The 19262-nt window shown below is 46.1% G+C and carries 18 protein-coding genes; 11 read left to right on the forward strand and 7 right to left on the reverse strand.

Going from position 1 to position 19262, the window contains the following annotated elements; all coding sequences use genetic code 11:
• Positions 1–26: 26 nt before the first annotated feature.
• From rluF to G6R11_RS10720, 6 genes are all read right to left on the reverse strand, one after another.
• Entirely contained in the window at positions 27–893 is an 867-nt protein-coding gene (gene rluF, locus G6R11_RS10695; RefSeq protein WP_163133070.1) for a 23S rRNA pseudouridine(2604) synthase RluF, read from the reverse strand.
• Between the two features lie 71 nt (positions 894–964).
• Positions 965–1792 (reverse strand): HDOD domain-containing protein, encoded by an 828-nt coding sequence (locus tag G6R11_RS10700; protein ID WP_163133071.1) that lies wholly within the window; start codon positions 1790–1792, stop codon positions 965–967.
• A 233-nt stretch (positions 1793–2025) separates the two neighbouring features.
• Positions 2026–2322, reverse strand: a complete 297-nt coding sequence (gene sodX, locus G6R11_RS10705; RefSeq protein ID WP_255494607.1) for a nickel-type superoxide dismutase maturation protease — start codon at positions 2320–2322, stop codon at positions 2026–2028.
• A 5-nt stretch (positions 2323–2327) separates the two neighbouring features.
• A complete protein-coding gene (gene sodN, locus G6R11_RS10710; RefSeq protein ID WP_163133073.1) occupies positions 2328–2831 on the reverse strand; it encodes a superoxide dismutase, Ni in 504 nt (167 codons plus the stop codon).
• Positions 2832–2841: 10 nt separating this feature from the next.
• Positions 2842–3030, reverse strand: a complete 189-nt coding sequence (locus tag G6R11_RS10715; RefSeq protein WP_163133074.1) for a hypothetical protein — start codon at positions 3028–3030, stop codon at positions 2842–2844.
• An 18-nt stretch (positions 3031–3048) separates the two neighbouring features.
• Positions 3049–3477 (reverse strand): hypothetical protein, encoded by a 429-nt coding sequence (locus tag G6R11_RS10720; protein WP_163133075.1) that lies wholly within the window; start codon positions 3475–3477, stop codon positions 3049–3051.
• A 460-nt stretch (positions 3478–3937) separates the two neighbouring features.
• Here G6R11_RS10720 and G6R11_RS10725 point away from each other — a divergent pair, with 460 nt between their 5' ends.
• From G6R11_RS10725 to G6R11_RS10735, 3 genes are all read left to right on the forward strand, one after another.
• On the forward strand, positions 3938–4618 hold the full coding sequence (locus tag G6R11_RS10725) for a Crp/Fnr family transcriptional regulator (protein WP_163133076.1): 681 nt from the start codon (positions 3938–3940) through the stop codon (positions 4616–4618).
• 15 nt (positions 4619–4633) lie between these two features.
• Positions 4634–4999, forward strand: a complete 366-nt coding sequence (locus G6R11_RS10730; protein ID WP_163133077.1) for a VOC family protein — start codon at positions 4634–4636, stop codon at positions 4997–4999.
• Between the two features lie 83 nt (positions 5000–5082).
• Positions 5083–5448 carry a DUF4019 domain-containing protein gene (locus G6R11_RS10735; RefSeq protein WP_163133078.1) on the forward strand — a complete coding sequence of 122 codons (366 nt, stop codon included), beginning with the start codon at positions 5083–5085 and terminating at the stop codon, positions 5446–5448.
• A gap of 78 nt (positions 5449–5526) precedes the next feature.
• Here the strand turns inward: G6R11_RS10735 and G6R11_RS10740 are convergent, their stop codons facing one another.
• The gene (locus G6R11_RS10740; protein WP_163133079.1) at positions 5527–7272 is read right to left on the reverse strand and encodes an IucA/IucC family siderophore biosynthesis protein; all 1746 of its coding nucleotides are present in this window, start codon (positions 7270–7272) and stop codon (positions 5527–5529) included.
• A 178-nt stretch (positions 7273–7450) separates the two neighbouring features.
• Between G6R11_RS10740 and G6R11_RS10745 the strand changes: the two genes are divergently transcribed.
• From G6R11_RS10745 to G6R11_RS10780, 8 genes are all read left to right on the forward strand, one after another.
• On the forward strand, positions 7451–8575 hold the full coding sequence (locus G6R11_RS10745) for a hypothetical protein (RefSeq protein ID WP_163133080.1): 1125 nt from the start codon (positions 7451–7453) through the stop codon (positions 8573–8575).
• A 28-nt stretch (positions 8576–8603) separates the two neighbouring features.
• Positions 8604–10829, forward strand: coding sequence for a TonB-dependent receptor (locus G6R11_RS10750; protein WP_163133081.1), 2226 nt, complete (start codon positions 8604–8606; stop codon positions 10827–10829).
• Positions 10830–10896: 67 nt separating this feature from the next.
• Positions 10897–11610 carry an ABC transporter ATP-binding protein gene (locus G6R11_RS10755; protein ID WP_205472755.1) on the forward strand — a complete coding sequence of 238 codons (714 nt, stop codon included), beginning with the start codon at positions 10897–10899 and terminating at the stop codon, positions 11608–11610.
• Positions 11607–12551 (forward strand): iron-siderophore ABC transporter substrate-binding protein, encoded by a 945-nt coding sequence (locus G6R11_RS10760; RefSeq protein WP_163133083.1) that lies wholly within the window; start codon positions 11607–11609, stop codon positions 12549–12551. The genes G6R11_RS10755 and G6R11_RS10760 overlap by 4 nt, the downstream gene beginning before the upstream one ends.
• The gene (locus G6R11_RS10765) at positions 12544–14466 is read left to right on the forward strand and encodes an iron ABC transporter permease (protein WP_163133084.1); all 1923 of its coding nucleotides are present in this window, start codon (positions 12544–12546) and stop codon (positions 14464–14466) included. Before G6R11_RS10760 ends, G6R11_RS10765 begins: the two co-directional genes overlap by 8 nt.
• Entirely contained in the window at positions 14463–15095 is a 633-nt protein-coding gene (locus G6R11_RS10770) for a nitroreductase (RefSeq protein ID WP_163133085.1), read from the forward strand. Before G6R11_RS10765 ends, G6R11_RS10770 begins: the two co-directional genes overlap by 4 nt.
• The gene (locus G6R11_RS10775; protein ID WP_163133086.1) at positions 15082–17811 is read left to right on the forward strand and encodes a GNAT family N-acetyltransferase; all 2730 of its coding nucleotides are present in this window, start codon (positions 15082–15084) and stop codon (positions 17809–17811) included. Before G6R11_RS10770 ends, G6R11_RS10775 begins: the two co-directional genes overlap by 14 nt.
• A gap of 10 nt (positions 17812–17821) precedes the next feature.
• Positions 17822–19138, forward strand: a complete 1317-nt coding sequence (locus G6R11_RS10780; RefSeq protein ID WP_163133087.1) for a lysine N(6)-hydroxylase/L-ornithine N(5)-oxygenase family protein — start codon at positions 17822–17824, stop codon at positions 19136–19138.
• Positions 19139–19262 lie beyond the last annotated feature (124 nt).

Consider the following 19262-nt stretch of genomic DNA (forward strand, 5'->3'; position numbering starts at 1 on the left):
GTTGCCGATTGCTTGCCCGCCTAAGCTTACTTCTTTTTAAGGCTTAAGGTGGCTTTTTTGGTCCCTTGGCTGCGGGCTTTTTGGAACTTGTCACGCGCCTTATTACTGGCGGCTTTATTCACAAACACCTTTTTCTCGGTGCTCGCGGCTTTCTCTGGCGCGGTTTTGCTTGAATGGGCCACTGCTTGATTAATCTCAGCCATTTCCGCATCTGTTAAGTTGCGCCATTGGCCAGGGCGAAGTTTGTCTAAATGCACATTCATAATGCGGGTACGTTTAAGCTTGGTCACTTCGTAACCCAAGTACTCACACATACGGCGGATCTGACGGTTTAAACCTTGGGTAAGCACAATAGTAAATACAAATTTACTGTTAACCTTCACCTTACAGGGTTTGGTCACGGTATCTAAAATCGGCACGCCACGCTGCATTCGCTCCACAAAACGCTCGCTTAGAGGTTTGTCTACGGTCACCACATACTCTTTGTCGTGAGCATTTTCGGCGCGTAAGATTTTATTCACGATATCGCCGTCACTGGTCAGAAAAATAAGCCCTTCAGAGGGTTTATCTAAACGGCCAATAGGGAAAATACGTTGCTTGTGGCCAATCGCATCAATGATATTGCCTTTAACGTGCCGCTCGGTGGTGCTGGTAATGCCAATAGGCTTGTTGTAAGCAATGTAAACGCGGTCTGATTTATTGCTAGCGATGGCTTTTATCAGTTTGCCGTCTACCGCAACTTTGTCACCTGGCTGAACTTTGGTGCCTAGCTCAGGCTTTTGACCATTAATGGTCACTCGCTGCTGCTCAATCAGTTTATCGGCTTCACGGCGAGAGCAAAATCCCGAGTCACTGATATATTTATTTAGGCGTTTTTCGTTTGATGCGCTCACAAAAAGATCCACTAGCTAATTAACGCGCCTATTAAACCATAGAAAGCCAAGCTCAATAAGCGCTTTTAGTGCTAGCTGGCCATTTGCAGCGCCATTTCTCTACCTTGACCGCGGATTTTATCAATGGATACATAAAATGAAGACGGCAATACCAAAGCACCAGAATTTGCGTGGCTAGCAAAGTAGTCAATTTTGGCGGCCTTGCTCTCTAGATGATCCCAGTCTTGATGTATTCGACAGGCAAAATTAAGCACTAAGGCACGAAGGGGTTCTATTTTGGCGGCATCTGGATTCACATAAAACTCAATGGTATCCACCAAACGAGGAGCAAACTTCCAAGCGCGGGCTAGCTCAGCACCCAATTTTGCAGTGGTAGTGCCAAGGAGTTCTTGCTGCACCGCTTGTCGGTCTTCACCTTCTGCCACTCTTAAGGCCACCTGCTCTGCTATATCAGGAGCTAAGGTATACACCATTAAATCGCCAATGTTATGCAAGATACCCGCGGTGAACATTTCATTGGGGTCTATGCGTACTTTCTCTGCGATTTTGCTGGTAATACTGGCGATTTCAAAGGTATCACTCCAGTAAGCTTGCATATCTAACTTAGGCACTTTGGGAAAAGCACTGGTAAGCCAAGACACTACAATCATGGTTTTAAGCGGGGCAATACCTAAGCGAATAACTGCCTCATTAACCGAAGCAATGGTTCGGCTACGGCCAAAGTGGGCAGAATTAGATAAGCGCAATACTCGCGCACTAATCACTTGATCCATGGATATTTTCTTAGCCAGCATGCCAAAGTCACAATCAGGATCGTTAAGCATACTAACCAGTTGCTGAACCACACTGGAAACTTTGGGTAATTCATTCACACGGGATAGTAATTCTTGTTCGGTCATCCAACCCTCCTGCTAGAAAATACCGTCACTACGCTTATACCCTATCAAAGCAATGCCATTTGCTTGGTCACACGCTTAGTTAAGCCAAGCTTAATACATAGTTCAAGCTAAACAAATAAATAACAACAATATCAGTAGGATTTATACGGGTAAAGAAAGGAATTGTCAGCGAGCCTCCAAGAGTAGAGATAGAGTATGCAGGCAGAAGATGAGCCGCTAAATCATTGGCGTATTTAGCTGGGAGTAATCCAAAACAGCACTTTACCTTTGATCCGCGACGAACGCACCGGTCCCATATCAATGGTAGATACACTGCTCGGGTTTTCACCACGTAGCCAAATAAAGCCATACCTATCTACGCTGCCTATCTTTTTTACTATTAACCCAAACTTTGGATGTAATACCTTTACCACATCGCCGGGCTTAAAATGCTTACTTAGATAGAAACGATGAAACATCACATAGCTATTTTTAGGTAATAGCGGAGACATACTGTCTCCCCTTATTTTATTTATGCTTAAACCAAACAAGCGAGTTAGGCCTTTAAGTCCGGATAAACCAAGGCTTGCGCTGGCGGATAAGGGCTAATGGCTTTAAAGGTGTTAATGCCTTTACTCTGCCAGAATATCTCAGCGAATTGGTTCACTTTTTCGAGTAAGTCTAAGCAGGCAGTTTTATCGATATTTTGCTTGGCCTTAGATGCCGCCAGCATAATACTGTGGCTAAGCTCATGCAGTTGCGGGTAGGCATCAAGTTGAGGCTGCTTGATGTAATCGCCCCAAATCACCCTAATCTCTTCTTTTACTTTTAAACCGTGTTCCTCTTTTTGCGCAACCAGTCTGCCAAACTGAGCCTGTTCGTTAGCACTTAGCGCCGATTTAGCACTTAGCTCATCGAGTAAATCAACCATACGTATCATGGTTAAAACAGCCAATTGCGCAGAGATAGGATCATAAATTTTGCAGGGAATATCGCAGTGTGCAGACACCTTCTCAAAGGCAAGTACACCATCAAGTTTTGCTAATACACTATAAAGCATGAAACCATCCTTATTTCTTTGAAGTGGTTTTGTTGTGTGTCGCAAATAACAAACCACCCGCTACCACAATCGGCGCTAGCCACAATAAATGAATCAACATCGACCAACTCGATTGATGGTCGTGTCCAGGGTGGGCAAACACGCTATAAGGGGCTGCTAACGCAAGCATTACCCATGTTTTTACAGCAAGCTTTTTCATAAAAGTCCTTTTTTAGGTTTAGTGGTAAGTTTGTTGATCGCTATAGGCTAGCTCTACCTGAGACTTAAGCTCTGCAAGGCAGGCCTCACAAGGAGGATGCTCTTTAGCAAATTCAAGCAATGGATTGAGAGTGAGCTTAATAGCTTTAAGTGCAATAAGTTGTAGGTCTTCATCACTTTGGCGGTCGTGATAAAGATGTAACATGGACTGATGAGGGGTAAATAAGCATCGCTGGGCATCTTCTATCTTGCCTGCGCGAATGAACATTTCTGCCAAATTATGATAGCCACAAATCCACCCTTGGATAGACTCTACACAACGTGGGTTTTTAGTTAGTCGCTCCTCCAGTAGGAAAATGGCATCTTCGTAATAACGCTCTGCTTCTGGCCAGTTTTGCTGGTTAAAAAGCTGATTGCCTATATTCATCATTCCTTGCCAAGTATTCACAATTCCGCCCAATCAAATACAAATGAAAATCATTATCATTAAGATCTTTGAGATATGCAAACGTTTATTGCTAAATAAATGACCAGAGTGTCGGTGCTTTGCATAACTAGGCTATAGACTCCATCTCTCGACTAAAGCGATTTAATCTCAAACAAGATTTATCCGCGAACGCTTAGCAGGCACTAACAAACTAGATAGGAATGGCATCAAGGCCAAGTATTTACCGGCGCTAAGCAGTAAAACCCACCTTAATAAACACCAGCCTAAATCACTGACGAATACATCAACAAACAGAGGCAAACCGTCATTGAAGCCAATGCAATCCACTTAAACTCTTTACTCAAACCTGCCATAAGCGCTCCAATATAACTTGCCTTTCAAATGATATTGATTATCATTTACATTGTAGTTCGAGTGATGAATTTGTCTTCTTGATAATTATCAAGCGTGAGGTTTAGTTATGTCAGCTTCAATGATGTCTATATTAAAAGCTAAAGAGAAACAGCTGTTTTTAGCGGGAAGAACCGAAATATATTGTAAGGCAGGCGATTTACTTTTTAGCCAAGGGCAATCGGCTAACAGTATGTATCGCATCGAAAAAGGCAAAGTATCTTTGTTTAGATTAATGCCGAATGGCGATGAAAAGCTGTTTAAAGTATTTATGGCGGGTGACATTTTTGCCGAAGTGGCATTGTTCCTCACTCCGAGAAAATACCCAATGAGTGCTCGCATCGAACAAGATTCAATACTCTCTTCTTTTTCTTATGAACATGTTTTCGGCACCATTCGCCAATGCCCAGAGCTATCTCTTCGAATACTGGGTTTTATGAGCAACCGTATTTGCGAGTTAATGAATACCATAGACATATTAACTCAAGTAAACGCTAATCAACGCTTAGTGATGAAGCTGGCCGAGATCTACAAAAAGCAATACAACAAAGAAAATCGGGTTGCCCTGCCCTGCAGTAAAAAACTGCTAGCCTCTCAATTAGGCATGACCCCAGAAACCTTATCTAGAACCATGAAGAAACTTAAAACCGAAGGCTTGATTGAAGAAGTAGGTTCTAAATTATTATTGCCTGATATCCCTTCGCTATGCCGTTCGGTCAACCTCACCCAAGAAATGTTTAATGCTGCATAGCTAAAAGAGAAAGCCATGAAGTCTCTACAATCAATTGAAATGAAGGCTTTTGTTCCGAGCAAAAATTTCGATAGCTCTATCGATTTCTATAAAACCATCGGTTTTACCATGGCGTCAAACCAGCACGGTATCGCTTATTTTCATCACCAAAATTGCGCCTTTTTACTCCAAGATTATTACCAAGAGCAGCTATGCGATAACTTCATGATGCATTTACTGGTGAAAGACATAGAGCAATGGCACCACTCCATTAGCCAAAAGCTAGCAGACTCAGGCCTGAGCTATAGCCTCACCCCAATAAGCGCTCAACCATGGGGAATGCGCGATTTTTGCCTCACCGACCCTAGCGGCGTGTTGTGGCGAATTGGCGAGAATCAATAAACTGTTTAAGCAAATACCTCCCCCAGGTGCTTGAGCTGAACCCAATAACATCCTCAACAGCACCACATAGCTAGGAGCAAATAATGAGAATAACGCCAGACCTAAAACTTAAGGCTCTAGAAGTCGCGTTAAGCTGGCTACATTTAATCGACCTAAGCCACTACGCCAAAGCCTATAGTATTTCGGCCCCATATTTTCGCTCACAAATCACCTTAGGCGAATTGAGCAAGCGCATAATAAAAGTAAATCAGCAGATAGGTGAAACCACCAACCGAACACTAAAAAGCACTCACCATATTTGTAAGGTGCCAAATGCGCCGGTGGGAGATTACGTAATCATAGAGTTTGAGTTAGAAACAGAACTCCAGCCAAATGTGATAGAAACCATTACGCCAGTTTTTGAAGATGGACAATGGAAGATCTGCGGCTACTACTTATCGGTAAGGTAGGTTGAGCAATCACCGAAGAGCAACAACTCGCCCTCAGGTGATTGATAGCAGCTTATCTCGGTCAACTCGTTGCTTTCATCAGTGACACAAGGGATTAGCAATCGGTTCGCCAATCTCCGGCAAAGGGCGCTGATCACTGTCGCCATAACCAATTTTAAAGCGCACTCGATTGACACAAATTTTTTCTATCTGTGGTTTAAACAAATCAAATAAGGCAAAACGCTGTTTAAGCTCAGGATTAGCGGCTTGATAACTACCAATCTCTTCCGCTAGCCAAGCATAAAACTGCGGTTCACTAATTCCTATGCGGGCTAATTTTGGCGAGACAAAACGCAGCACGGTAACGAAGTGTCCGGTAATTAAATCGTGGATTAAATAGTTGGCCGGCAAGCGGGTTAAGTTTGCTCTCACCGCACTGTCTAAACTTTCTAGTTCAGGAAAGTCTTGGTCAACTAAGCGCAAATCGCCATGAAAATCTTTAATAATACACCCCGCAGGCTGGTGTTTATCTAGTACCAAAGTAATGTTCTGACCGTGGGCGACTAAGCCCACGCCATAGCGGCACATTAAGTGATACAAAGGCACCACCACATGCTTAAACAGTTTTCTTAGCCAGGTCTCGGCACTCACTTCCGCTAAACTAATCAGCGCAACTATTGCCGCTTCGCCATTATTATCTTGCTGCATCAAGGTTGCCATAGACATCGGCCGTTGCTGGACCGGAATCACCGACTCAGCTCGCTCTCGCCAAATACACCCGAGCATTTCTTTATAGCGATAAGCGCCCGCGGGTAACCGCTGCTGTTGTGGATGCGGGCAAAATACCCCAGCTACTTCCTGCTGCACATACAGCCCGCGTTCAGCAAACAGCGGATCTTGCTGGGTTAGTTTCGCCAGCCAAGCAGAAAGCTCAGGCCCTTGTGCAATAAATTGCCCCGGAATACCCCGATAACAAGAAGTATTAAGAATGGTTAAGGCCGTTTTTACATCAAAGCTCCGCTCCGGCTTATCGCTACTTAGGGTCCTTATCGACTGTTGCGCCAGCCAATTGCCTGCCTCTACTTCCAGCAAAATTATTGCGCCTTCAGAAATGTGTTGAGCAAATTGGATTTGGATAAAACGCTCATATTGCCATGGGTGCACAGCCACAATGTAATACTGCGCTTGCCAATCATTCGGCAATTGCTGATTTAGGGCCTTAAAGCCCTCGTCACTTAGGGTTTGTTTAAGCAAGTTGGTTTGGCTTAAACCCGGCTTAAACCCAACCTCACACAGCTGTTTTTCTACTGCCAAATACTTGAGCTGAATAGCACTTGCTGTTTCTGGGGCATAACGAGCTAGATCCTGACTGCCCCAACCTAAACGTCCTTTGTTGGCAATTGCTTTGGGGTGAGCATCTAAATAGGCTTGGCGCTGGGTTTCGTTAAGCAATACCAAATCAGTCGCGTTAATGTTTTGTTGCTGTTGCCAACGCTGGGCATCGCTATACAAAGTTTGCTGAATCTCTTCCAATAAACCCGCTAAGTGAATGTCGTTAATCTCGATTAAGCTCTGAATATCGAGCAATAACTCACAAGCTAATACAGCACTACTATCACTAGTTACGATGCTATTAGGTTCAACGATGTACATGCCCCAAATCGTCTTTTCGGCCTTAAACAGCCAAGTACGATGCGGTGTAAGCAAACTATAGCGCGCATTTTTTTGATCTTGCTGAGAGCAAGTTTCAAGGCTGAATTTAAGCCGTTCTTCAAACTGTAACTCACTTAAAATCTTAGCTACCAATTGCTTATTTACCGCCTGCCATTGAGCTTGTTTGAACATCCCTACTCCTAAACCTTTGTAATAGTAAGTTTATTTTTTGTTGGTGTTTTTGTTATCAATATATTGACATGGGCCACAAAAATAAACAATGATAATGCAAACTATTATCATTTGTATTTGAGTTGTAGATTTGCTGTATCGCTGTTTACTCATTCTTTTGGGGTTAAACCAAACTCTCGTGCTGGCTTTTTTGCCTGAGCTGTCGAGCCTGTTAGGTTTTAGTCAAACGGAAAAAGATCTTGGATTTATCACCCTACTCTTGAACCTAAACTTAATCACTTATTGGTTTGGCGTGAAGTTCTGGGGTAATAAGCTAGGGAACTTAGGTATATGGCCATGTACCCGCATTGCAGCGGCTGGCTTTTTACTAGCGAACCTCGTGTTTTGGTGCAGCTTATTTGCCAGCGACCAGCCCTCGCTGCTGCTGGTTGCGTGCAGCCGTTTGCTGCTTGGTGTGTTTAGCAGTGCATTCGTTATTCTTGCGCATAGTCATCTTAGTATTGTCAGTAAAACAAACCTCGGTCAACTGGCCAAAACCAGCGGCGCTATTACTCTAGGTCGGCTGCTTGGCCCATGTTTAGCCTTGCTCCCTCTGGCGGCTAATTATCTGCTATTCAGCCCAATTCTGCTGGCATTACCAGCCTGTCTATATTGCCTAAGTTGCAACCCAAAGTGGACGCTAGCTAGCCAAGTTGAGGCTCCGCCAACAAGCCCAGCGCAGGTACTTAGCTCATTACATTTTAAGCATATTTTACTATTGGCGGTGCTCACCACTTCGCTGGTTAGCATTGTGCAGTACTACATTCTTCCCTTGCTGTTTAGCTTTGGTTACCAAGGAACAGAGGCTACCAAGGTATATGCCTCTTTGCTGTTGTACTTAAGCCTAGCGCTGATCGTTTATCAGTTTGTGGTGCTGCCTGTGGTATCGCGCTCGCCTTCACTGATTCCAGCGGTATTTTTAGTTTCATTAGTCAGCGGAAGCTTACTGCTGAGCTTTGCATCGAATGCCTGGGCACTACTGCTGGTGTCCTTAGCCGTGCTGGCCTTTGCTATCTCCGGCCTTCCTAGTTGGTATAGCCAGCAGGCTTATTTACCCAACCCATCCGTTTCGTTTAGAGCAAAACGAAGCGCTTATTTAGCCAGAGCACACACCGCTGGTTACCTCATCGGTACTGCGGTGGCCAGTGGATGCCTATTGCTAGGCGTGCCGCTGCTGGTCCCTATTTGCTTGTTTAGTTTGGCAATGGTCACTCTGATTATTCGAGTAAACCAGCAAGCCCAAGCACAACCAAGCTTAACTTAACAACAATAACTAACGTTCAAGGACGACAATGAACAAACTAAACACTTTAAGCACCAAATTAAGCCCCTTAGCCTTGGTGCTATTTGCCAGTTATAGCTACGCTGCCAATACCTTGGAAACCGTGGTGGTTACCGCCAACCGCGTAGATACCTCAATTTCTGATATTGCCGCTACCATGTGGGTGATTGATTCAGAACAGCTTGAGCGTGAAATAAATACCGGCGCCGATTTAAAAACTGCATTAGGTCGCCTTATTCCTAGCTTCGACTTTGCCAACGAAGGGCGTACAAATTTCGGCCAAAACCTACGTGGTCGCTCAGCCTTGGTAATGATTGACGGCGTATCACTTAACTCTACCCGCGCCATTAGCCGCCAACTTGATAGCATTGACCCCTTCAACGTTGCTCACGTAGAAGTGCTTTCTGGTGCCACCTCCATCTACGGTGCAGGCGCAGCAGGCGGTATCATCAACATCATTACCAAAAAAGCCACGCCCAACCAGACTAAGTTTGAAGTTAAAGCAGGCGCATCTTCTGGCTTTAATAACAGCGAAGATCTAGATAAAAACTTAGCTCTAGCGGTATCTGGCGGTAGTGACAAGCTACGCGGTAGGTTATCAGCGGCCTATGAAAGCCGCGGCGCAGCCTATGACGCCAATGGCCAAATGATTTTGCCGGATATCACCCAAACCGATCTGCAGTTTAACCAAAGCATCGACATCATGGGTAATGTTGAATTTGAACCCACTAGCGAGCAGTTACTCTCGCTAACTGGCCAATACTACAACAGTGAACAAGACACCGAATATGGCACTTACCTCGGCCCTAATCTGGCTGGTATTTTTGGCGCGCCAGAGCTGATAAGCGTGCAAAAAGGCTTGCAGCTTGAAGAGCAACCAGCTACCGAGCGAGTATTAATCAACGCCCAATATCGCCACGACAACCTACTAAACCAAACCATGCTGGCTCAAGCTTATTACCGCAGCGAGTCTATGCAGTTTTACCCCTTCCCATCCATTTATCAGGTAACTGGTTCGCCACTGCCGGGCAATAGCTACCCTCTTTACGGAGCTTCCCTACAAGAAACCGACGTAATTGGAGCCAAGTTGCTGTTTGTGAAAGATTTTGACAGCTTATCGCTGAGCTACGGGATTGATGCCGAATCTGAGTCTTTCTCCGCCAAACAAAAAATCTACGATACCAATACAGCGCTGGCCTCGGGCGGGATGAACTTTCAGCAAGTACAAAGCCTACAACGCTACCCAGACATAGATACTCAGAAAATATCTGCTTTTGGCCAAGCAGACTGGGAGATTAATCAAGATTGGTCGCTATCTGGCGGCTTACGCTATCAATACATTGAACATGAAGTGGGCGATAATGTGGGCGTGCTACAACAACACCTTGCAGGCCTTGGCGCCTATGGGCCAGTGTCGCCAGATGCCATTAAAGGCGGAAAAACCAACTACAACGAACTCCTGTTTAACCTCGGCTCTATTTACCGGATTAATCAAAATCAGCAACTTTGGGCCAACTTTAGCCAAGGTTTCAACCTACCCGATCCTGCCAAATACTACGGCAACGGTACTTACAACGGTACTTACAGCGACGGCCCAACCTTAGTAGACAGCATCAACGTAGCTGACAACCGCTTGGAAGGAGTAAAAACTAATTCGCTTGAGTTTGGTTGGCGTATGGCCCAGCAGAGCTACGATGTTCAGCTAGCAGCTTACTACTCACTATCAGATAAAACCACATCCTACGATCGCAGCAACTTAGCGGTAGTCGTTAATGATGACGAGCGCCGTATTTATGGCCTAGAAGGTCAAGCTAACTACCTGTTTACCAATGACTGGTACACCGGCATTCAAGCTCACTTAATTAAAAGCCAAACCAAATCTGATGGTTCTTGGTCTGCCTTGGCCGCCGAAGAAACCAGCCCATCTAATGCGGTATTACGGGGTGGTTACGACAACCTAAACTATGGCGCCGAGCTGCAGTGGCAAACTCTGGCGGATTACAGCGACGACGATGGCGGTGAGTTAAAAGGTTACTCGCTAGCTAACTTAAGTGCTTACTACGCTCTGCCAGTTGGCCGCCTGAACTTTGGCATTCAAAACCTATTCAACAAAGACTACGAAACTCTGTGGTCGCAGCGTGCCCAAATTCTGTATAGCAGTATCTCTGCGCCAGAGCTGTTTAGCTTTAAAGGCCAAGGCAGAACCTATGCGCTTAGCTACAACGCTGAATTCTAGAGGATAGGCCTTGTTTACTTTTAATAATATTTCCCTCCAATTGAGGGGAAATACCATTCTCAAGAATATGAGTGGAACCATAAGCCAAGGCGCGGTTACCGCGCTAATTGGCCCTAATGGTTCAGGCAAGAGCACCCTGCTGTCGGTACTGTGTGGTTTGCAGCAACCGAGCAGTGGCCAAGTGAGCTTTGCGGGCCAAACCCTAGAGAGTTATAGCCGCGCACAATTGGCCAAAAAGCTGGCCCTGTTACCACAGCGTAACCCGGTGCCAGCTACCTTAAATGTGGCCGATTTGGTGTGCTTTGGCCGTCATCCTCATCGTCCTTGGTACAAAAATATCTCTAAGCAAGACAAAGAGATCATTGATTGGGCCATGCAGGAGACCGGGGTTAAACACTACGCTAAGCAGCTACTAACAGACCTTTCTGGCGGAGAGCTACAACGGGTTTGGCTGGCCATGGTACTAGCCCAAGACACCGAGGTACTAATGCTAGATGAACCCACCTCTTGGCTGGATATTTCCCATCAATTGAGCCTGCTAAAAATTGTGCGTCGCTTAAATCAAAAATACCAAAAAACCATTGTTTGGGTGCTACATGATTTAAACCAAGCTGCCCAGTTTAGCGACCAAGCCATTTTGATTAATCATGGCGTAATCATTAACAGCGGCGATGCCCATAGCGTGATTAATGCAGAAGACGTAAGCGAGGTTTATAAAACGCCGGTGGTAAGTCACCGCCTAGGCCAACAGCAAGTATTATGGCCAGAGGAGCAAGCATGAGCGCTTCCCTAAGACATTTGGCCTTCTCTGCCGCTCTATTGCTTGCTCCCTTAGCCACAACGGCCACTGGCACACAGGTCTGTTTAAGCAACTGCGTAAGCCTTAAACAGCCGGCAAAGCGAGTTATTGCCTTAAACTGGTCGGCTGCAGAAATGCTGCTAAGCCTAGAGGTAGTGCCGGTAGGTGTAACCTTACTTAAGGGTTACAAAAAGTGGCAAACTAATCATCCGGCCATGCCTGATTCAGTCACTGAAATTGGCCGTCGCCAAGAGCCAGATTTAGCCACCATTGCCCGCTTAAAACCAGATTTAATCATTGGTTATGAGTTTCGCCATCGCCGTATTTTAGATGCCTTAGAACAAATAGCTCCAACACTGTTGTATCAGCAGTTTCCCTCTGCCGAACAAACCGATTTTAGCTACTTTGAGCAATCACAAGCGGTATTTAGCGGCATTGCTCAGTTGCTTGATAAAAGCGCCTTGGCTGAAGAAAAGCTTCAGCACTTACACCAACGACTAAGCCAGCTAAAGCAGCAGTTGGCGAGTAATGGCTTAGCCAATAAACCCGTAGCCTACGCTAAGTTTGTTGGCATGGGTTATGGCCTGCGGGTATTCACCAATAAAAGCTTAGCCGGTGCAATTAGCCAGCAACTTGGGCTGAACTACGTTTGGCTGCAAGGTTTGCCAGGAAAAGACTTCACCCACCTGCAGCTGGAACAACTCCCCAAACTGAATAACAGCCATTTGCTACTCGCAGGAAACCAAGTAGATGGCGAGCGAATGATGCACTCCCCGGTTTGGCCGCTGCTGCCATTTGTTCAACAAAATCAATTTTCGGACGTTGCACCTTTGTTTAGCTTTGGTGGGCCGCTCTCATCGATCAAAATGGCTGAGTCTTTTGCTCAATCATTATTACTTTGGCAGGAGCAGCAAGGTGGTTAAACCAATATTTTCAAGCCTAGCCTTACTGTTATTGCTGCTAAGTGCTTACTATTTTAGTCGTCCAGAAATAGCCAACCCAGCCCTAGCTAAGGCGATGTTAGCTAACATATGGCTACCTACCGCGCTGATGTCTTTATGCACCGGCGCACTCTTAGCAAGCTCAGGCTTTTTAATTCAAAACAGCTTAGACAATGATTTTGCCTCACCTTCAACCCTCGGCATTGCCGCAGGCGCTTTGCTTGGTGCTGTGTTAATGCGTGTGATTGTGCCCGAGGCAGGCTTAAACCTTGTTTGGGCTGGCGCTTTGGTGGGCGGTTTGTTGCTCTCGTTAGCGGTATTAGCAGTTAGCCAGCTAATTGGTGGCGGCAAGTTGCCAGTTGTGTTGATTGGCATGGCGCTTGGTTTAAGTGCCGGCGCCTTATCATCTTTATTGATTTTATATTTTGAGAATCAAACCGACGGTTTATTTCTTTGGGGTAGCGGGCAAGTTCTGCAAACCCATCCTGAAGTGCTGCAGCAAACCGCCTTACCGATGCTTATCTTTCTTGCCTTAAGCCTATTAGTGTTGCCCAAGTTAGCCTTGTTTTTACTTGGCGATACCAACGCGGCAGCACTGGGTTTAGCGGTAAAACCATGGCGCTGGACAATTTTGTTGCTAGCCGTTGGCCAAGCTGCTTTGGCTACCTCTATCGTTGGCATGATTGGTTTTGTTGGCCTTATGGCGCCACACCTTACTCGTTTAGTTTTAAAGCTAAGCAAAGGAGGCAATAACAATGTGAGCGTGCAATGGCTAGTGACGATAGTGATTGGTGCCGCACTGGTTCTAGCCGCCGAGTGGTGTTCACGAAGCTTACTATTCTTAGGTTATCGCTTACCCACCGGTGCGTTTACCGCCTTGCTTGGTGCCCCCTATTTTGTGTTTTTGCTATTTCAACGCAGTGGCAAAGCACTGGCAGCGGTAGAAGCACAAAATATTGGGTTAAACCCAATTGTTCATGCCCGGCCTAGCGTGGTACTGGCCTTGTTAAGCGGCTTACTGGCCTTAAGTTTATACCTATGTTTAGCTAGCCCAGGTGATATTGGCGCCCAGTGGATTAACCAACGCGTGCTGCTTGCAGGCTTAGGCGGCTTTGGCTTAGCGTGCGCTGGCACCTTATTACAAACCTTGTTTAAAAACCCCATGGCTAGCCCAGATATTTCTGGAGTAAGTGCCGTGGCCGTGCTGCTAATAGCCGTAGTTTTAGTCTATTTTCCGGCAGCTAATCAATGGCAGTTAACACTCGCGGCTTTGCTAGGTGGAAGCTTAGTGATTGGCTTACTATCTTGGGGCTTGAAGCAGCAACTAAGCGTTGCTCAACTGGCTTTATTTGGCATTGTGATTACCGCATTTGCTGGCACGGCAACCCAAATTCTGCTTACCTTTGGTAGCTCTACCGCATCGGTCACTATGATGTGGTTAGCCGGTACCACTTACGGCGCGAGCGTTGACCGAATAATCCCGATTGCTAGCATTATTCTGCTCTGCTTAGTATTTATCACGCCGCTACTGCGCCAGCTAGATTTAATGCCATTAGGGGAAGTTATTCCCAAAACCCTTGGTTTGGCTCTGCAACGACAACGTCTGTTGTTATTGGCAGTGTCGGCCATTCTTACCGCTATTTGTGTCTCGAGCATTGGTGCTATCAGCTTTATTGGCTTGCTAGCCCCACATTGCTCACGCTTGTTGGGTTTATACCGCCACAAACACCTATTGCCCGCTTCAGGCATTACTGGCGCCATTTTATTGATTTGGGCCGACAGCCTTGGCCGCGGCTTAATGGCACCTAACGAGATCCCCGCCGGACTTATGGTCTCGGTTATCGGCTCAATTTATTTCATTCTGCTACTGCTAATTAGCTACAGGAATCGTGCGTGAACAGCATTCAACAATTTCTCAATCAACGCGTGTCCTATCACGTGCATGAACTTTCGTTACCTGCGCCTAATCAGCAGCAAATGACCGATATTTTGCAAGCGGCCATGAGCACGCCCGACCACGGCAAGTTAAAACCTTGGCATTTTGTAGTGATAAACCAAGCACGCATTGGCGAGCTAATTAACCTGCTGCAAAACGCTTGGCAGCAAGCAAATAGTAGCCTCGATCCACAACGCGCCAAACGCCTGGCCAGCTACTTAAAGCAAGCGCCCAGCATTGTATTGGTATCGGCTGCGTTAACCGAGCCCAGCCCTATCTCCAAGCAAGACCAAGTATTCTCTGCCGCAGCCGCCTGCCAAATGATCTTGCTAGCCGCCGATGCCTTGGGTTTTGGCGGCGTTTGGTATAGCACTGACGCTGTAGAACTACCCAATGTACGCCAACTATTAGGCTTACAAGATAAGCACCAACCTGTGGGCTTTTTAGTTCTGGGCAGCCCAACTAACCCACGAAGCAAAGCCCGCAGCGATGTAAGTGAGCACAGTTTTGAGTGGCTAGGTGCCACTCAGTTAAGCCCCTGGGGGCAGTCTGAAACAGTCAATCAGGAAGCAACAAATGAACACTCATAAGCTTTGTCAGCAGGCATTTTTCAATAGCCTTCTGGCCGAAACAGCCAACAAGCATTTAGAGGGGGAGTCGGTCTTTCTTCCCTTATCCACTCAAGCTAGCCTAGAACTTAAACTCAGTTATGTATCGCCAAGTTGGCGACATCATTACAGCGGCGAGATAGTGCTACATGAGCAGCAAAAGCAAACATCAGTGAGCTTTCAACAGGCTGCGCAGCATGTGGTAAATGCACTTTACCCGGAACTAAGTGAAGACAAAAAAGCCTTATTCCTACAGCGAGTTCAGGACTCTAATCACTACATAGCCAGAGCAGAACAAGCCTTGTCTGAGCGTTCTTCGCTTAACCTGGATCAGTTTATCGCTTCTGAGCAAAACCTAACGGGCGGGCATAGCATGCACCCTGCGGGCAAAAGCTGTGAGCCACTTAGTGAACTTGAGCAACAACAATATCTTCCCGAATTTGCTGGGCAATTTTCCATAGAGTGGTTTGCCGTTCATAGCTCTCACCTCGCTGGAGAGAGCGAAGTGGGTGAGCTAAGTGACAAACTAAAACAGCTGTATAACAACAGCGTGAAGATTTCTGATAAACCTAGCGACATTCAATTTATCGACAAGCAATGGGTGCCGTTTCCTATGCATCCTTTGCAGGCTAAAGCCTGGCGAGAAAGCCAACAAGCCTTAAGCTTAAATGAAGTAGTAAAAGACTTAGCCCTAGGCTCACCTGGATGGACGGCCACCTCATCTAGCCGAGCGATTTATCACCCCCAGCAAGCTTGGATGCTTAAAGTTTCTTTGCCGGTAAAGCTAACTAACTCCTTACGTTTATTAAGCAGCAAAGAGGCTAAACGTGGCATTCAATTTAGCCAATTGCTTAACAGTGAAAAAGGAGCCGAGCTACGCCAACGCTTAGCCACTAGCTACTTTATCGAAGAACCCCTGTGGGCTAGCATTATTGATATTGATGGCGAAACTTTAGACCTGCCACTGATAAGCTTTAGAGAAAACCCCTTCCATAAATCTAATCAAGAGAGAAGCCAGCTAAACGCTGCCAATTTGTATTGTTTGGCAAGTGTGAATCAAATAGTTGCAGAGCAAAGCGAAAGCAAGATTGTTAGTTGGATTAAGCACTATGCTCAGCAACAACAGCTATGTTTTGAACATGCTGCTAGACAATGGATGTCGGCCTTTTGGGACAAGGTAATAAAGCCCTTGTGCATTGCTCGTGCTGATTATGGGTTTGTTCTGCTTGCCCACCAGCAAAACATTTTACTTAGGGTGGAAAACAACTTGCCTACAGGCTCGGCTTTTCGAGACTGCCAAGGCATTGGCTTAACTAGCCAAGCCTTAAGCTTGTTTAAGCAAGAACTTGGCGAAACAGCGCCTGAATACTTTATGGAAGCCGAACAAGTTAACCCCTATCACGCCTATTACTTGATTGGAAACACCCTGCTCAACACCATTGCAGCCATAGGCGCAGGATGGTTAATAAGCGAAACCAAGCTCTGGGACCTATGCCGAGATAAGATTAGTGAACTTAGCGCCCGTAACCCACAAGATCAGTCGTTTTATCAGTACCTACTTAACTCACCTAGCTTGCATTGGAAGCGTAACTTTTATTGTTTTTTGGCCGACCACAACGAAGCCACCCTGGCCGATCCAAGCCAGATTTACTGCTCCATTGCTAACCCATTAAAACAAAGCAAACCCCAAGCCTTTAGCTTTAAAACCTTGGCTGGCGGCCGAACCCTATGTTTTGCCGATGAGCAAATCTCAGACAATGCGATTAAGTTTGAAGTAAGAGAACATGGTGAAAGCCTAAGTCGCGGGCAACTAGAAAAAGTAGGCGACTGGTGCCAACTAAGCTTTGAAGAAGACCACGCCGAGCTTAATGCCGCACATAAAACCGATGATCTTTTATGGTGGAGTGCCGCCGAGCATGGTTTCTTCCAACTCAAAGTAGAAGCACTACAAAGTGATTACTACCCCACAACCGCCAAAGCCTTAGTTGCGGAGTCACCATACAAAGCCTTGAGCTTAGCCCAGTTTTTACAAACCGCGCCTTTATGGCGGGAGCCTCAAGCCACAGAAACCGAGCAAACGCTGGTGGAGGCAAATAACGGGATTAGCCACCCTAGCCGTCCAATTAAACCAACTGGGCAAGTATTTACCCGCTACTTCTATCATCTAAAGCGACAAGTCACCTTTCGGGTAATTGATAAACAGCGAGACATTGGCTGCTTTAACCGCTGGCACAACCACCCGCTTATTTCGCCGGTTTGGGAGTTGGAAGGCGATCTGCAAAGCCATGTTGATTACCTCAGCAAAATGGAAAAAGACCCTCACCAGTACGCAGTGATAGGTGAATTTGACGGTGTTCCCTTCGGTTATTTTGAAGTGTATTGGACACCCGAAGACCGACTTGGGCCACATTATCAGTGCCAAGACTACGACCGAGGGGTTCATATCTTAGTGGGTAACTTTAGCTTTAGAGGGGGGGTGTATTTTGATACTTGGGGCAGCGCTATTTTGCAGTATTGCTTCTTAGATGAAGCTAAAACCCAACGCGTGATGGGCGAACCACGTGCCGATAACCATCGCGTAGTAAGCATTACCGAAAGACTCGGTTTAGAAAAGCAGTTCGAGTTTGATTTTCCACACAAACGAGCGGCCTTGCTGCAATGTGACCGCCAACGTTTTTTCACTCAATATGCGATTTAGGGATAGTAATATGAACACTCAGAAAGTAGATCTACTCGGCGTTGGTATTGGCCCTTTTAATCTAAGCATCGCGGCTCTAGCCAGCACCAAGCCAGCACTTAGTAGCTTGTTTCTAGAACGTAAGAAAGAGTTTGCTTGGCACCCTGGTTTGTTGCTGAACGACGCCAAAATGCAAACCTCATACTTAAAAGATTTGGTCACTGGCATCGACCCAACCAACCCCTACAGCTTTTTAAATTATTTGGTTGAGCAACATAAGCTTTATCCCTTTATTGCATCTGGCCAATCGGTGATTTCGCGCTTAGAGTTTTCCCATTACTTAAGCTGGGCAGCTCATAGCTTGAGCAATACTCGCTTTGATCAAAATGTTCAGGCCATTGATTATGATGGCGACAGTTTTCATATTGAAACCGACAACCAAGCCTATCAAAGCAAACACTTAGTAGTGGGCACAGGCATGCAGCCACAGGTGCCGACATTTTGTGAGCCTCACATTAGCAATAGCTGTTTTCATGCCAGCGAATTGGCATTAAGAAAACCGAACTTAAGTGGCAAACGGGTGGCCATTATTGGTGGTGGGCAGACCGGTGCCGACGTGTTCCAACACCTCTTCGACCAAACCTTTGGTGAGGTAAAAGAGATAAACTGGATATCGCGACGCTCCAACATCGAAGCCTTAGATGAAAGCTGCTTCACCGATCAATATTTCATGCCAGACTACGTTGAAGGTTTTTATCAACTGGGCCAACAAACTAAAAACAGTGAAGTGTCTCGACAAAAGCTCACCAGCGATGGGATTACCAATGATTGCCTGCAAGGTATTTATCAGCGCTTGTATCACGATCGTTTTGTGCTCAACAATCCGAGTTGGTGGTCGATTCAACCTAACCGAACTTTAATGTCGATGGCTCACTCAGAGCTTGGTTATAAGCTACATCTTGAACATGGCTTAACCCACGACAATACTCAAATACATGCCGATGTAGTGATTTTGTGTACTGGATATAGCCGCGCCCTGCCCGCTTGTTTAAATGAGCTCGCCAAGCAAATCCCACTTAATCCACAAGGCCTGCCAGAGCTTTGCCCAGATTTTAGCGTGAACTGGCCTGGTGCCAGCAGCAACCGCATTTACATGGTGAATGCTGGCATTCACAGCCACGGCATTGCCGAGCCACAACTAAGCTTAGCCACTTGGCGCGCCGCTAAAATTCTTAATCATGCCAGCGGCCAAAACCTCTACGATATTGAACCCGCAGCAGCGGTGGTAGACTGGGGGTTAAACGCCTTAGAGCAAACTGAACAAAGCTTAGCGGCCTTAGGCTCATAAATAACGATTGCGGCTTCGGCCGCTTTATCTTCCCTGCTCGCAACATGCTTTTCTAACAGTCCTTAACGAAACACCAAACCTGTATCGGTGCAAATGGAATAACCGTTATTCCAACTAAAAGTAC

The organism is Agarivorans sp. Alg241-V36 (genome assembly GCF_900537085.1).
Taxonomy (GTDB): domain Bacteria; phylum Pseudomonadota; class Gammaproteobacteria; order Enterobacterales; family Celerinatantimonadaceae; genus Agarivorans.